This window comes from Thalassorhabdus alkalitolerans (assembly GCF_042656525.1).
Classification (GTDB): Bacteria; Bacillota; Bacilli; order Bacillales; family Marinococcaceae; genus Thalassorhabdus; species Thalassorhabdus alkalitolerans.
This window is the reverse complement of sequence record NZ_JBHSOZ010000003.1, coordinates 323,002-336,811: the sequence shown is the minus strand read 5'-3', so window position 1 is coordinate 336,811 and position 13,810 is coordinate 323,002. Positions and strand designations below refer to the sequence as shown.

At 38.4% G+C, this 13,810-nt stretch carries 19 protein-coding genes; 13 read left to right on the top strand and 6 right to left on the bottom strand.

Annotation, left to right across the window (positions count from 1 at the left end; all coding sequences use genetic code 11):
• Positions 1 to 10: 10 nt before the first annotated feature.
• Complete coding sequence (locus tag ACFPU1_RS04295; RefSeq protein WP_385939003.1) at positions 11 to 181, bottom strand: Spo0E family sporulation regulatory protein-aspartic acid phosphatase; 171 nt, start codon at positions 179 to 181, stop codon at positions 11 to 13.
• A gap of 161 nt (positions 182 to 342) precedes the next feature.
• Between ACFPU1_RS04295 and copZ the strand changes: the two genes are divergently transcribed.
• The 4 genes from copZ to ACFPU1_RS04275 all read left to right on the top strand — a co-directional run bounded on the left by copZ (position 343) and on the right by ACFPU1_RS04275 (position 2,399).
• Positions 343 to 552 carry a copper chaperone CopZ gene (copZ, locus tag ACFPU1_RS04290; protein WP_054637210.1) on the top strand — a complete coding sequence of 70 codons (210 nt, stop codon included), beginning with the start codon at positions 343 to 345 and terminating at the stop codon, positions 550 to 552.
• A gap of 70 nt (positions 553 to 622) precedes the next feature.
• Complete coding sequence (locus tag ACFPU1_RS04285; protein ID WP_385939001.1) at positions 623 to 1,183, top strand: TlpA family protein disulfide reductase; 561 nt, start codon at positions 623 to 625, stop codon at positions 1,181 to 1,183.
• On the top strand, positions 1,167 to 1,784 hold the full coding sequence (locus tag ACFPU1_RS04280) for a hypothetical protein (RefSeq protein ID WP_385938999.1): 618 nt from the start codon (positions 1,167 to 1,169) through the stop codon (positions 1,782 to 1,784). The genes ACFPU1_RS04285 and ACFPU1_RS04280 overlap by 17 nt, the downstream gene beginning before the upstream one ends.
• Before the next feature lie 117 nt (positions 1,785 to 1,901).
• Entirely contained in the window at positions 1,902 to 2,399 is a 498-nt protein-coding gene (locus ACFPU1_RS04275) for a CcdC family protein (protein WP_385940452.1), read from the top strand.
• Positions 2,400 to 2,762: 363 nt separating this feature from the next.
• Here the strand turns inward: ACFPU1_RS04275 and ACFPU1_RS04270 are convergent, their stop codons facing one another.
• Positions 2,763 to 3,188, bottom strand: a complete 426-nt coding sequence (locus ACFPU1_RS04270) for a DUF2621 domain-containing protein (protein WP_054637214.1) — start codon at positions 3,186 to 3,188, stop codon at positions 2,763 to 2,765.
• A gap of 124 nt (positions 3,189 to 3,312) precedes the next feature.
• Between ACFPU1_RS04270 and ACFPU1_RS04265 the strand changes: the two genes are divergently transcribed.
• The 4 genes from ACFPU1_RS04265 to ACFPU1_RS04250 all read left to right on the top strand — a co-directional run bounded on the left by ACFPU1_RS04265 (position 3,313) and on the right by ACFPU1_RS04250 (position 5,587).
• On the top strand, positions 3,313 to 3,732 hold the full coding sequence (locus tag ACFPU1_RS04265; RefSeq protein ID WP_385938997.1) for a hypothetical protein: 420 nt from the start codon (positions 3,313 to 3,315) through the stop codon (positions 3,730 to 3,732).
• Between the two features lie 19 nt (positions 3,733 to 3,751).
• Positions 3,752 to 4,204 carry a gamma-glutamylcyclotransferase family protein gene (locus ACFPU1_RS04260; protein WP_385938995.1) on the top strand — a complete coding sequence of 151 codons (453 nt, stop codon included), beginning with the start codon at positions 3,752 to 3,754 and terminating at the stop codon, positions 4,202 to 4,204.
• A 28-nt stretch (positions 4,205 to 4,232) separates the two neighbouring features.
• On the top strand, positions 4,233 to 4,664 hold the full coding sequence (locus tag ACFPU1_RS04255) for a YueI family protein (protein WP_054637217.1): 432 nt from the start codon (positions 4,233 to 4,235) through the stop codon (positions 4,662 to 4,664).
• A gap of 209 nt (positions 4,665 to 4,873) precedes the next feature.
• A complete protein-coding gene (locus tag ACFPU1_RS04250; protein WP_385938993.1) occupies positions 4,874 to 5,587 on the top strand; it encodes a TraR/DksA C4-type zinc finger protein in 714 nt (237 codons plus the stop codon).
• A gap of 20 nt (positions 5,588 to 5,607) precedes the next feature.
• On the opposite strand, the gene ACFPU1_RS04245 is transcribed toward ACFPU1_RS04250, so the two are convergent.
• Positions 5,608 to 6,315 carry a DUF421 domain-containing protein gene (locus tag ACFPU1_RS04245; protein ID WP_385938991.1) on the bottom strand — a complete coding sequence of 236 codons (708 nt, stop codon included), beginning with the start codon at positions 6,313 to 6,315 and terminating at the stop codon, positions 5,608 to 5,610.
• Between the two features lie 278 nt (positions 6,316 to 6,593).
• Between ACFPU1_RS04245 and ACFPU1_RS04240 the strand changes: the two genes are divergently transcribed.
• Positions 6,594 to 7,298, top strand: coding sequence for a Na-translocating system protein MpsC family protein (locus tag ACFPU1_RS04240; protein WP_385938989.1), 705 nt, complete (start codon positions 6,594 to 6,596; stop codon positions 7,296 to 7,298).
• 370 nt (positions 7,299 to 7,668) lie between these two features.
• Here the strand turns inward: ACFPU1_RS04240 and ACFPU1_RS04235 are convergent, their stop codons facing one another.
• Positions 7,669 to 7,872, bottom strand: coding sequence for a hypothetical protein (locus ACFPU1_RS04235; RefSeq protein ID WP_054637223.1), 204 nt, complete (start codon positions 7,870 to 7,872; stop codon positions 7,669 to 7,671).
• Between the two features lie 142 nt (positions 7,873 to 8,014).
• Here ACFPU1_RS04235 and ACFPU1_RS04230 point away from each other — a divergent pair, with 142 nt between their 5' ends.
• Both ACFPU1_RS04230 and ACFPU1_RS04225 read left to right on the top strand, forming a co-directional pair.
• Positions 8,015 to 8,317, top strand: a complete 303-nt coding sequence (locus ACFPU1_RS04230) for a helix-turn-helix domain-containing protein (RefSeq protein ID WP_385938987.1) — start codon at positions 8,015 to 8,017, stop codon at positions 8,315 to 8,317.
• Between the two features lie 265 nt (positions 8,318 to 8,582).
• Positions 8,583 to 10,163, top strand: coding sequence for a hypothetical protein (locus tag ACFPU1_RS04225; protein WP_385938985.1), 1,581 nt, complete (start codon positions 8,583 to 8,585; stop codon positions 10,161 to 10,163).
• Positions 10,164 to 10,210: 47 nt separating this feature from the next.
• On the opposite strand, the gene ACFPU1_RS04220 is transcribed toward ACFPU1_RS04225, so the two are convergent.
• The gene (locus ACFPU1_RS04220; protein WP_054637873.1) at positions 10,211 to 10,582 is read right to left on the bottom strand and encodes a hypothetical protein; all 372 of its coding nucleotides are present in this window, start codon (positions 10,580 to 10,582) and stop codon (positions 10,211 to 10,213) included.
• A 432-nt stretch (positions 10,583 to 11,014) separates the two neighbouring features.
• On the opposite strand from ACFPU1_RS04220, the gene ACFPU1_RS04215 reads away from it, so the two are divergent.
• Complete coding sequence (locus tag ACFPU1_RS04215) at positions 11,015 to 11,878, top strand: collagenase (protein ID WP_385938983.1); 864 nt, start codon at positions 11,015 to 11,017, stop codon at positions 11,876 to 11,878.
• A gap of 172 nt (positions 11,879 to 12,050) precedes the next feature.
• The gene (locus ACFPU1_RS04210) at positions 12,051 to 13,175 is read left to right on the top strand and encodes a glycosyltransferase (RefSeq protein WP_385938981.1); all 1,125 of its coding nucleotides are present in this window, start codon (positions 12,051 to 12,053) and stop codon (positions 13,173 to 13,175) included.
• A 162-nt stretch (positions 13,176 to 13,337) separates the two neighbouring features.
• Here the strand turns inward: ACFPU1_RS04210 and ACFPU1_RS04205 are convergent, their stop codons facing one another.
• Positions 13,338 to 13,475, bottom strand: coding sequence for a hypothetical protein (locus tag ACFPU1_RS04205; protein WP_385938979.1), 138 nt, complete (start codon positions 13,473 to 13,475; stop codon positions 13,338 to 13,340).
• Between the last annotated feature and the right edge of the window lie 335 nt (positions 13,476 to 13,810).

Below are 13,810 nucleotides of genomic sequence, written 5' to 3'. Positions count from 1 at the left end.
GCTCTTCGTCTCAATAAGGGTGTGCGGTCAGTGCTTTTTCATTTTGATACAAATTAAGCAGTTCATCCAGTTCCTGGCTTGCTTGCAAAACTTTTCCAGAGGTTAATCCATAGTGGCGGCCAGCATTCATCATTTGGTTTCGTTTGGCTTCTATTTTGATTATGAGCTCTTGTGCATGCATGATCATCTTCACCTCAAAAAGTATCATTGAAAAATTATACAAAATTTAAACATCTCTGGCAAGCCGGATGAAGAAGAATGAGTAGAGTAGTTGCTAATCAAGAGTGTCTTTTGTCATAATAATATAGAAGAATTGATAAACTTACCAAATGGGGTGAAGAAATGGCGACGGAAGTGATACATGTAGAAGGAATGACATGCGGTCATTGCAAAGCTTCTGTAGAAAAAGCATTAACAAGTTTACAAGGCGTAGAAAAGGCTGAGGTAAGTCTTGATCATAACAACGTAACAGTTTCTTATGATAACGATAAAGTGACACCTGCTAGGATGAAAGAAGAAATAGAAGATATTGGATATGATGTAGAAAAATAAGTAAAAGCCGCCTGAAAATAAGGCGGTTTTTTCCTTCTTTCACACTACAGGAAAAAAGGAGGCGGCAGCTGTGAAATGGCAAAAAATATCTTCTGCTTTTCTTTTCGTACTCTTTATCATTTTCTTTATCTGGTTAGGTTCCGCCCAGCCAGAGGACTCCCAGGAATCAGCATTGCCTTTGGAAGGTTTTCAGGCACCGCCTTTATCCTTATACAAAAATGGTTCGATGTATGATCCGATAACAGAAGATGAGAAACGCCCCCTTGTCATAAACTTCTGGGCTTCCTGGTGTCCTCCTTGTCACGAAGAGATGGAGGATTTAATAGCATCCTCTCATTTGTTTGAAGAAGAAGAGGTGAAGTTTGTGGGAGTAAACATGCTTACCCAGGATACCATGGAAGATGCCAAGAGCTTTATAGAGGAATATAAAGTTCCTTATATAAATCTTTTTGATGAAGAAGGGACTGTAAGCAGAGAGTATCAGGTGAGATCAATACCGACTACCTTTATAATAGATGCAGAAGGATACATAAGGTGGAGGAAAACAGGTGCTCTAACAAAGAATGAATTAATACAGGCCATACATATAGTAAGAGAAGAAGGGGGCAGAAGTGATGATGAAGAGGCATGATTTGATCACCATGGGACCTTTTCAATTTCCAGGCTGGCTGATTGCTTTGGCCGCTGCCTTTGCTCTCTCCTATGCGTTACTAAGCATTATCTTAAAAAGAAAGTGGGGAAACAAAGCAAAGGAAGAGATCACTTCATCAGTAACAGGTGTAATTGTGGCAGGGGTTATCCTATATCATATGTGGCCCTTATTTGGAAATTGGAGTATGATACTTAACCCATCCCAGTTACTGTTTACTTCTGGAGGTCCTTTCGCAAAAGAGGCTGCTGTCTTATTAGGTGCTATTGTGCTTGGTTTAATGTGGAAGAAAAAGAAATGGTCTCTTCATACGGCCGATGACATTTCATTGTCTATTTTCCTTGGTTATTCGCTCTATTCCTTGTTATTAATCCAGCCAGGCCTATCGACCGGGGGTTCATGGGGACTAATGTATGAAGGGAATTTCCATCATCCCCTTCATGTGTACGAAGGGACGCTGGGGCTTGTTTTTTTATGGTTTGGAGTAAATTGGGTTATAAGCAAACAGCCATTTATCTTTACTCTTTACCTGGCTTTTAGCGTCGTTGCTATCGATTTACTGTTAAAGCCTGTTTCCCCTTAAAACGACATTGCATCTTTCAGGCTGCTCGGTGTATGATTAATAATAGGAACTTACGGAGTTTTTATAGTATCCGTAAAACGGAAAAGGGAGGAGGCATACACCTTGACAACATCGGTGATGCTTGGAACCTTGGGCGCTGCCATGATGGCTGCCTTAGCGATCATCATACGCTTAAAAGCAATTAAGAAGCCGGCCACACTCAAAAAGATCGTTCTTCCCCCGATTTTTATGTCGACGGGATTTCTCATGTTTTTATATGAACCTGCCCGGTTATCTCCTCTTCAAATTATGGAAGCACTGGCAGTTGGCTTGATTTTCTCTATTTTCTTAATTAAGACGTCCAAGTTTGAAATAAAAAATAATCAAATTTATTTGCGCCGTTCAAAGGCATTTGTGTTTATTTTAATATTTTTGTTACTCGCTCGCATTACCTTTAAAATCATTATTGGCGATGCGATTCACGTGGCAGAACTGGCTGGGATGTTTTTTATTTTAGCTTACGGGATGATTCTTCCTTGGAGAGTAGCGATGCTCCTAGGATATAAAAAGGCAGAGAAAGAGTTGTTGGTGAAGGATCCGATTGAAAAGCCTTCGCCGGCTCCAGCTACAAGGTAAAAATTGACTATCTTACCTAAATGAAAATAAGGCTCCCATTATCGTCTTTTGATAAAGGGAGCCTTATTTTTGGATTCAAAACTACTTGGTTATCCTGCTGGGCGGTGTCCTTCAGGGACGGCAAAAGCAAGAGCTATCCACCGGGGGTCTTCCCCGGTTAGCAGAAGTCTTGATCGAGCATAGAAGACAACGTGAAAGCGAATGAAAAGAAGCTTGAGAGGATGTCCCACTGGTGCCTTTAGGTGGGTGCAAGTGGCCCTTTGAACAATTAACCAATAGCATACTGGAAACAAAAAAGAGCTCTCACCGATGGTGAGGACTCTTCTCTTTAGCTTCGTTGTGTCCCAGCATCTTTTTCAGAAACTAGAACAGGTGACTGTAGGGCTGTAGATCCACTTTCTTTTCTTTAAGCTTTGCACGGAGAAATTTATGGTCTCGTTTAGGAGTGGCTATAATGTAGCCGCGAATAATTAAATCTTCATCAATGGTGTCAACTTGTTCTTTAAGTGCAAGCTCACCGATTTTCCCGGCAATTTTTTCCCTGGCTACATCTCTAAACAATTCAGGGACGGGAGAGACCAGTTCTTCTAATAGCATTTTTTTATCTTCCGGCCACAGATGGCGGGTTTGCTCAATATAATAATCCTGCCAGTCCAAGATTGATTTTCCATCTTCTTTAGGGAAACGTTTCAGAAACTTTCTGAACATAAAGTATCCCCCGATAAACATCATTACCGTCAAGAATATAGACCACAATACGATGAACCACATGAATAGATCCGTAGGCATTTTCTTCACCTCTGTCTTAATTGGTCCTTCATTATTTTATCACAGAAAAATAAAAAGATGGAATTATATTTATGAGGATTTTTTGATCTGTTATAGTGGTAAAGGAAGTGAGGTGGAAAAGTCTATGTTGTTGTATTTAACAAGCTATATTTTGCATTGGGTGATTTCAATTTTCTTCTTCTTGCTCATACCATTGCCTTTTTTGTATAAGGGAGTAGATGGATCCTACAGACTACCCCTTTTTAAAATTTACCGGGGTATCATCCATGGGGCTCATGTCGGAATCATCATTGCTTTCATTACCGGAATCATTCTTACAGATAACTGGTTGTCTGTATGGACGGTGTTGGTATTGGTAACCTGGGTCGCTATCAGTGCCTTTCTGGGACTGACTTCTAAACAAATCAGGTTATTACTGTCAGCAGAAAAGGAAAACAAAGAAAATAAAGAAGCAGGAGATAAGCTGTTTCAATTCAGTTTGCTGTTATCCATCCTTATTATTTTCCTGTTTTTTATTAAGTTTTCAAATCTCCTTGGTGCATAAAAGGAAAGGTGGTATCAACGTGCCTTATTATTTTGCGTATGGCTCCTGTATGAATGTAAATGATATTAAAAGAACGGTAGATGGGAAACGTCTTGGACCCGCGCTTCTACATGATTATACATTCGGCTTTCGCGCTTTTTCCCATAAACGGGAAGGGGGAGTGGCAGATATTATATTTGAAGAAGGAAAAACCGTAGAAGGCGCACTTTTTGAAGTGCCCGGGTTTGAAGAGCTTGATATTAGAGAAGGATACCCCCTCGTATACGATCGTATACCTGTGCATGTAAAAAGGCTCGAATCAAATGAATGGGTAAAAGCTGAAACCTATACGATAAAAGATAAAGCTGTAACAGATATACCTCCGTCGAAATATTACGCTGGGCTAATTGAAGAAGGGGCTGAGATATTATCCCTTGAATATCAGGATCAACTTAGAAAAATGATCAGGGAACTGTGGCGAAAAGGGAAATAGCACCAGGATAAAAGGGAGTGAATATTCATTGAGTTCACGGGATGTAAATGATTATATCCAGGAAGGTATTCATGGGAGCAGAAGAGTAAATCCGGACGAACAACGGAGATTTTTAGGGACATTCCGGGAAAGAGTACTTATTGCTTTAACAAAAGAACAGGTAATGAAAAAAGGAACGTATCCAGAAGTTGAAGAAATGATAAAGAAATACCCGGACGCCCATTTACTCGTCAATGGCTTGATTGGGCACCAGGCTGTGAGTGAATATACAAGGCTTGCCAGTGAGAATGGAATTCACGCACAAAGAGTCACAGACCATGATTCCAACACTGATATCGGGCTTCTTTTGGCGAGTGACAAAGCTGTTGATAATGAAGAAATCTTCATTGAAGATGAAAAGTCCGAAGAACAAGAAACTGAGAAAAAGCCTTCTTTTTTCCAACGCTTATTTGGCCAGTGATTTAACGATAGATCCTTACAATGTAAGGGTCTTTTTATTTTAATTCAAAACCTTCTTGGAAGGATTTATCCCCTCCGGAAATCATTAAAAGTCGTAAAATGCCGTAACTGAGACATGATAAGAAACGACAGTCACTTTCCTCGCGCAAGTGAATCAATAAAAAGCTTGCCTTAAAAGGAAAAAATTTATCTCAAAGGGAGGTGAAAACCATGGAAAGAAAAAAGCTTCAGCAGATTTATTATGAATTGAAAGAAGAAGAAAAAGAGCTAAAGGCGAGATTAAATAAGTACCACTTTGGCAATGAATTGGAGCTTGTCCATGAATCAATGGATGAACTATCTAGTTATGATAATCATCCAGGAGATTTAGGAACAGAATTATATGAAAGAGAGAAAGATATTGCATTAAATGAACATGCTGAACAAGAATTAAAGGATGTTCAAAAGACCATAAAAGCATTAGAAGAAGATACATTTGGACGGTGTGAAGTGTGCGGAGGGCCTATTTCTGATGAACGATTGGAAGCTCTTCCTACCACAACTACATGTATCAAGCATGCTCCTCATGAAATATATACAAATAATGAACGTCCTGTAGAAGAAGATATAATAAAGCCTGCATTCGGGCAATTTGAATACGATGAAAACGAAAGTGAAACCTTTTTTGATGCTGAAGATGCATGGCAAGAAGTAGAACGATATGGTTCTTCTGAATCACCATCTGATTTTTATGAAACGGCAAAGAGTTATAACGAAATGTATGTGGAGTCTGATGAAAACGTAGGGTACGTGGAAGAGGTAGAAGGTTTTTTGCAGGCAGGCCTTGACGGACGTTTTACTGGAGTCGGCACTGCCCATGAAAAATATGAAAGGTATCTTGACACAAACGAGACCGACTCAGTGCTTGGGTATGATGAAGAATAAGGGCCGCCTCAGCGGCCTTTTTAAGTGGGTTTAATAATAGGAGTGAAAGAGTCATCGCGTGTATCAATATACACCATGCCAGAAGAATCAACTTGAGCCACAAACACATCTCTCATGTTTTTGATCCCATGCTCTTTTAACATAATATCGGCCCACTCTTTATCTTTTCCCAATGCTTCTAAGCTGTAAGGGAGAAGCTTGCCATCCAAAATAAAGGTCTGGGGCATTCCCTTTGATAATTTGGTTACTTTCATGTCTTCCCGGTTCACGAAGTGGTATTGAGGCTTTTTCAGGACACTAATTGTGCCATCAGTTTCCATCATCGCCCCCTCGATTTCATGTAAATAAAAATCTCCTTTTTTACGTAAGTTCGCTAATAAGTCATCTACCGTAAGCCTTACTTTCTTTAATCCTTCCTCATAAATTTTACCATTTTTAATCAAGATTGTAGGCTCACTATTCAATACCTTACGCATACGAAAGCTCTTAATGGCAAGGATGTCAGAGGTAAGAGCCAACAGAGAAAAAAGGACAACCCCAACAATACCGATTAGTATTGGAATCTCTTGCGTAAAAGTGACGGTAGCAACCATGGACCCGATCGTGATAGCGGCCACAAAGTCAAAGAAGGTCATTTGGGCGATGAACTTCTTATTAAGGATACGTGCGATGACATATAAAATAATAAAAAGGACAATGGATTTTATTACGACGTCTTCCAGAAGCATAGCAGGAAATCACCTCTTTTACATAGAAGTAGTATTCCGAAGAGTTACGAACTTGAACGTTTTTTAGCATACCCAATAAAGACCCTTACATTCTTACTCAAAATAGTAAGATTGAGTTTGTGGAATAGTGTGAAATTTTTTCAAGGTCTTTGTAAAGATATCGCATTGTGATATAATATTTAAATTCATGTTTACTGAATGGCTTGCCGGTGTAAACTCTTACTAAAAGGATAAAAGAAATAATGCTTTTATCAAAAAGTGAGATGGAGTGAACCGGCGTGTCGCAGGAAAACAAAATTGCAAGTTACGTAGGAAGATTAATCCGTGATCATTTTGGTAAAGGTCCAAAGGCAATTTATGTGACTTTTTCCCATCCTTATTTCACTATATATGTGGAGGATTTTTTAGGACCTATGGAAAAAGTATTGCTTGGTGAAAACGATGAAATGTCTGTTCAACACCTGAGAGAACGGGTACTGGCCACATTAATTCCAGAAATTAAAACCTATGTTTACGCAGTCACAGACTTGGAAATAAAAGAATTTTACTACGATTGGAATTTGGCCAATAAGACCGGAATCTTTATGGGAATTATTTCCGAAAAAGACGAATATGAACATCTTGTAGACGAGTATAAGGAAAAAGAAGCAATTGAACAGGAAATGATTTCTGTAAGCATGGAAGCACAAAAAGCCCCTGAAAAAATTCATTCTAATAAAGTAAATGATCTAACATTTATGATTGTCAGGGAAGGGATACTTGTTCCTATAGAAAAAGAATTAATCAGCTTAGGGAAAGAAGAAAATTTAAAAGTGGCCAAGCGGAAATTAGAAAAGAGACAGCTTCATCAGGGAAGACGTTTCGAGCTGCTTTTAAATACAACTATTAAAGATATTTTTGTCGATTGGGATTTTAACCTCGATAGAAGTATTGTCACCCTTATTTTAGATCCCGTACATTTGAATAAAAGCAGGCGGAAATGAGCTAGACAAAAAGCTAGACGTAAAGCCGAAAAGAAGTCTTCTTCTTTTCGGCTTTTTTATATGGCTGCAAGGTTATGTAAACTAATCAAGATGGAGATGGATGGAAGAGAGGTGTTTAGAATGGCCAACTTTAAAAAAGCACAAAGTTTTTATTGTAACTCATGTTTTAAGGATTTTGAACAGGGGGAACTTGTTTATTTTTATCAAACTAGAAAACATTATTATTGTCACGATTGTGCAGATGACCAAAAAGACAGAAAGCTCGAAACTCATATTTACCAGGATTTAAAGAAGGAAATGTAAAATTTCTTATTTCTTTGCGTTAAAACTTCTCTGTCCCTTTTTCATCAGGGACAGAGCGATCCGTGTATTAAATTTTTCTTTTTTCTTCTTTTGGTTTACCTACAGGAGTAAGAACATCCTTTCGTTTCCCGCAAAGCTCACACTCGTACTTGCCGCTTTCTTTTTGATTGACGACCGTACCAGGGTCGTTGTCTGGTTTTGTCACAAATTCGTTCCATTCTATAAATTCATACTTGTGAAAACCTAAGCGGCAACGCAATGGCTTACTCATTGGTACTCCCTCCTTAATTTACTATTACCCTTTTTGTAAATCTTTTACTCCTCTACATAATTTCTTTTGATAAATTTATAATTTTTCTACAATTTTCTACCTTTTTCAGGTAAAATAGACGAAAAAGGAGGCTGGATATAAAATGTATGGCGAAAGATTGCAGAAACTACGGATTGAACACGGCTTAACAAAAAAAGAGGTTGCTGAAGGATTGGGTCTTACCCCCGAGGAGTATCAGGAAGTAGAACAAAATGTGAGGTCGTTAAGCCTGGATAAGATAGAATTTTTAGCGTCTTATTATGAAACTTCGACTCGGTACATATTAGGAACGTCCCAAAAGAAACAAGTAAGCAAAGTAATAGATCTGGGACTAGTGCTTATGAATAGAGAAGAAAGTGAACATGTGCGGGCAATCAAAAGGCATATGGGTCTTGTTAAATCGTAACCTAATTATAGAAAGAGGGCACTCAACCGTTGATTATACAGAAAATTGGATACAGTAAGCGAGTGGACATACCTGTATGGACAGGTGGTTCGTTTTTAAAAACGCCCTTAAGCGGGCGTTTTTTTGTTTTTTCTATTAAATGTAAGTGTTTTCTCTCGGAAATTACTGAAAAGTAGAAAATTCAAAAAATATTCTTCGAGGTTTACAACGTGGTGCGGGAAGGTAATTGACTAGAAAGTTTACATTTAATAAGGGAGGTCAGGCAATGAAAACGTTTAAAGTAAGGTTTTATTTTGATAATGATAATTATAAGACATTGAAAATAAAAGGAGAGTCTCAACAAGAACTCTTGGATCAAATAACAAACAGGGATGAACAATGGCTCATACATGAAGGAAGTACTTCTGCCATTAACCTTTATCTCGTAACAAAAATAGCTTTCTTAGAAGAAACCTCGGAAGAAAGTTCAGGTTCAGAGGAAAAAGAAGACAATAATAAGAAGTCGAAAAAGAAAAAAAAGGATTCACTAAAAAAGCATAGATATGAAGCTTCAAAGCCTAAGAAGAATGAACTGGTTTCTGAAGACACTTCAGAAAAGGAGAAAACGCAAGAAAATGATTCTGGTGAAGAGACGGAAGAGGAAAGTATTTCTTCAGAGGAAAATGTAGAAGAAGAACCTTCTGGGAAGTCCGAAGGTGACGGGGACACTGGTGACGGTGAAGAGTCCGAAGACACCGGTGACAGTGAAGAGGAAGAAGAGTCAGAGAAGTCCGAAGAAGAGTCAGAGGACACCGACGACAGTGAAGAGGAAGAAGGGTCTGAGAAATCCGAAGAGGATGAGGATACCAGCGACGGTGAAGAGTCCGAAGAAGAGTCTGAGAAATCCGAAGAGGATGAGGATACGGACGACAACGAAGAGTCAGAGGACACCGACGACAGTGAAGAGGAAGAAGGGTCTGAGAAGTCCGAAGAAGATGAGGATACGGAGGACAACGAAGAGTCCGAAGAAGAGTCAGAGGACACCGACGACAGTGAAGAGGAAGAAGGGTCTGAGAAGTCCGAAGAAGATGAGGATACCAGCGACGGTGAAGAGTCCGAAGAAGAGTCAGAGGACACCGATGACAGTGAAGAGGAAGAAGGGTCTGAGAAGTCCGAAGAAGATGAGGATACCAGCGACGGTGAAGAGTCCGAAGAAGAGTCCGAGGACACCGACGACAGTGAAGAGGAAGAAGGGTCTGAGAAGTCCGAAGAAGATGAGGATACGGAGGACAACGAAGAGTCCGAAGAAGAGTCAGAGGACACCGATGACAGTGAAGAGGAAGAAGGGTCTGAGAAGTCCGAAGAAGATGAGGATACCAGCGACGGTGAAGAGTCCGAAGAAGAGTCAGAGGACACCAACGACAGTGAAGAGGAAGAAGGGTCTGAGAAGTCCGAAGAAGATGAGGATACGGACGACAACGAAGAGTCCGAAGAAGAGTCAGAGGACACCGATGACAGTGAAGAGGAAGAAGGGTCTGAGAAGTCCGAAGAAGATGAGGATACGGAGGACAACGAAGAGTCCGAAGAAGAGTCAGAGGACACCGACGACAGTGAAGAGAAAGAAGAACAGTCTGAGGAATCCCGGCAGGAGAAAAACAAAGATAATAAGGAAGAAGAAAAAGGGAAAAAGAGCTCCAAGAAGTCTAAAGGAAAAACAAAAAATGAAAAAGTAGAAGAGATTTTGGAAAATGGGGAGAAACCTAAAGGAAAGAAAGGCAGCAAGAAAAAATCCTCAACATCCTCTTCTAAAGACAAAGAAGATAAATCCCGGAAACCTAAAAAGAAAAACAAGCAAAGTGAAGAATAGAAAATCAATAAACAACCCAGTCAAATGGCTGGGTTGTTTTAATATGATTATGAGAATTGGGTGAGGAAAGCCTGAAGTCTTGATCTGTCGGCTTCTTCTCGAAGTGCCTCATGATGAGCTTCCTCAATAGACAAGGTTGCGTAGGCAGGAATAGGCTGGCTTCTTTCTGTTTTTTCAATGCTGGAAATAGAGTCAGCATGTTCTTCAGCCCATGATTGAAGCTGGCGGAGATTTTCCCACCGTTTTCCCTGGAACTCATCATCCTTAGGAAAATATACTAGTGGTTTGTTTATCCAATTCAGACGAATAGAAGAGGAATGATATAACCCGGTGACCGCTGAAAGCTCAATTTCATAGATGTTTCCTGAATGGAAAACTATGCGGTCTCCTTTGCAAAGAATCGGAATCGGTAGATTCATCAGATCTTTCCCCTTTCATGTAACGGTTTATACTGACGGTCAATTGTTCCGTCCTCTTTTGTTTTATCCTACCATGGGAAATACAGGGGAAAAAGGGCCATTCGACTTCTTTTGCACATGTAGTCAGAAAGAGGACATGATTTTATGTCATCTGATATAATTCTGTGCCTATATACAAAGAAAATGAAATTTCTTAATAAAGACAGCTCTTTACTCGTCTTATCGAAACTAAGTGCTTTCAGTAAACTAGAAAAGAAAGGCGGCTTTTAATAGGGAAGGCAGAAATGAGGGTATAAAGTATGAGAACTTACATAGCAAAAAAGGATCATTCTATAGAAAAAAGTTATTGATTCAAAACTGAGGGTATACATGCTACAAAAAATAATAGTTGAAAGTTTACCTATCACTTAATTACTAACGAGGGAAAAGCCTATGAGAAAAGAAGTAAAGATAACAAGTATTATTCTCTCTGGAGCCATAATGGCAGGAGGTATTTTTTCGGTGCTTCCCATAGAGAATGAACAGTTTCAACGTGAATTTTTACAATCCTCAACTGCCGAAACTTTTGATCGTGAAAAAGAAAAGGAAATCAAGCAGGAGAGAGAAAAAGCAGTATATGGTCATGTTCATATTTATTATCCTGAAAAAGAGGAGGAAATCCTTTCTCTAACAAAGGATGCCTTTGAACAGGCGATGAGAAAAAATGAACAACTTCTAGGAAACTATACTAAAAGACAGGTAGATGCCGTAGTATTAGGTGCTCAAGAAGAACTCACAGAACTGGCTGGTGTAACAGATGCAGATGGGTACTACAAAGACGATGAAAAGTTCATAGGATTCCTGCTGCATGATAAAGAAGCCATCCTTGCAGGAGAAAAAATGATTGTATTTGAACTCCAATCTACTATTATGCATGAATACACTCATTATGCCTTCAGACAAAGAATCAAGGATGCAGGAATAGACCAAAGTGAAATGCCTATATGGTTTGAAGAAGGGGTAAGCGAATATGTGGGAAATGATAGTGAAGTTGAATCGAAAACGAAAATATTACCTTTTAGTCAAATAAAGGATAAAAAAACATGGGATGAAGCGAAAAAAATAGAAAATGGAGATATTTATGGGCAAAGCTTTCTTGCGATTGATTATCTTATCGAGAAATACGGTATAGAAATTATACAAGATATAATAAAGGAAACAAAAAAGGCCGAAAGCTTTAATAAAGGCTTTTATTCAGCTACGGGAATTGAGGTAGAAGAATTACACATTATTTTAATAGAGGAATATGCAAGCTAAGAACTAGCAGGTATTAAAACAAAGCGCTTATAGCATCTTTTCTATTAGAAATCAGTTTTATAGGGCGTACTTTTTTCTATGAATCTTATATAATAGAATGTCATGAAATAATAAGTTTTTTGTATTCCATGACACTTTACTAATAATACGAATTGGAAAAGGAGGCATTTTTATGAAAAAACATAATTTTGTAATCATGCGGTACAGTTTATTAACTAAAGAAGGGGTAGAGTGGCAAATCGGAAGGCAGGAGTTCGATAACTATAAAGAGCAGCTCTTCAATGCAAGTCGTTTAGCCCAACATGAATTTCTGTTTGAAAATGTAACTCTCCCATCATTGGTTAATCAAACAATAGAACCGACAGCAGATAATTTTACTCTCTTAGTTTTGACTTCTGAGCTTTTACCAGAAAAAAGCCTTAAGAAATTAGAAGATTTACTACGTCCATATCCCTGGGCTAAGGTTATTTCCCTTCCTCCGTATGACACTGTTGATAATATTATCCTTGATTGTTTTACAGAAGAACTTAAAAGGTTTAATCATGACCTGACATATAGTACAACCCGTTTAGATGATGATGATGGCTTATCTGTTCATTTCATAGAGCGTTTAAATCAATACGTTGATCCACAGTTTGAAGGATATTGTGTTACATTTCCTAATGGTTTTTCAGCATTGTATGATGATCGACTACAAAAATACATATCCATCCATAAGCATTATGCCCCTAAAATTGCTTTAGGTCTCTCTTATATCAATACATACGATTCTGTTACAAAGAACACAGGCAATGAGATACCAACAATTTATCACAACGGGGTTCACTCCAAAGTTGATTTTGTCAGCCCGACGATCATGGATTCCAAATATCCAACTTTTCTAAGGACCGTTCATTCTGCCAGCGATAGTAACAATGCTAATCAAGTAAAAAAAATTAAGTCCCTGCCAGTGTCGAAAACTGAAGACATAGAAGAAGTGTTTCCACTACACGCAGGGTTGTTTACTTCGTCAGAAACTCTCTCTACCTACCTAAGTACACCGACGAAAGTAAGCAAGAAAGAAAATGAGCTGAAACCCACACAAAGACTGGAAAATGAAATGAAAAACTTGAAAAATGAAATCAGTGTGCTATATAAAGAAAATGAAAATTTAAAAGATGAAGTGAAAGAGTTAGTGAAACAAAAAAAAATGTTTAAGGATAAGTATATGAATATACAAGAAAGCCGGATCTGGCGTTATACAAAACCTATAAGAGAAGCAGGAATAACAGTCAAGCGGCTCATACGTAATAAATAATTATATTCATAAAGGCGTACATAGAAAATGACGCCATCAGATAAGAGATAGAGAATGTCTTGTTTTATGTGTGCAGATAATACAATGGGAAAAAACTTCATTCTGCCTTCTTGGAATAGAAAAAAGTTTTTTCGTAGGAACATATGCTTTTATGTAATACTTTCATTCCTCTTTTGGATCCTTAATAAAGATCTGGTATGCAATTAAAGCTACCATCGTTAATAAAATGACCCCCATGGTTAATAAATCAGTTCCAGTCGCTTTAAAGATAGACCAGTTCATAGCATGCAATAACATCATGTGATCACTCTCCCTAATAAGTTTGGCTTGAATAAACAGACGAAGAAAAAGGTCCAAATCATTTGTTCCTCTACTTGAGATTGTTTCTGTGAATGATAGAGTTCTGCTTATAACTATGAGATAGCAGGAAGAGATATGCTGACAAATAATAGTTTTGAGTTTTGGGGAGACTCATTGTACAACGATTAACAAGCATACTGTTCACCAGGGTGGTATTTGTTTCTTTCAATAAACCGAGAAGGGAGCTTGAAAAAAGATCCCTCGGAAAAATAGAGAAACTAAGCTAGAATAAAAGCGATGGCTTCATATTAGTTCTTTAAACAAAACAGTTAAAA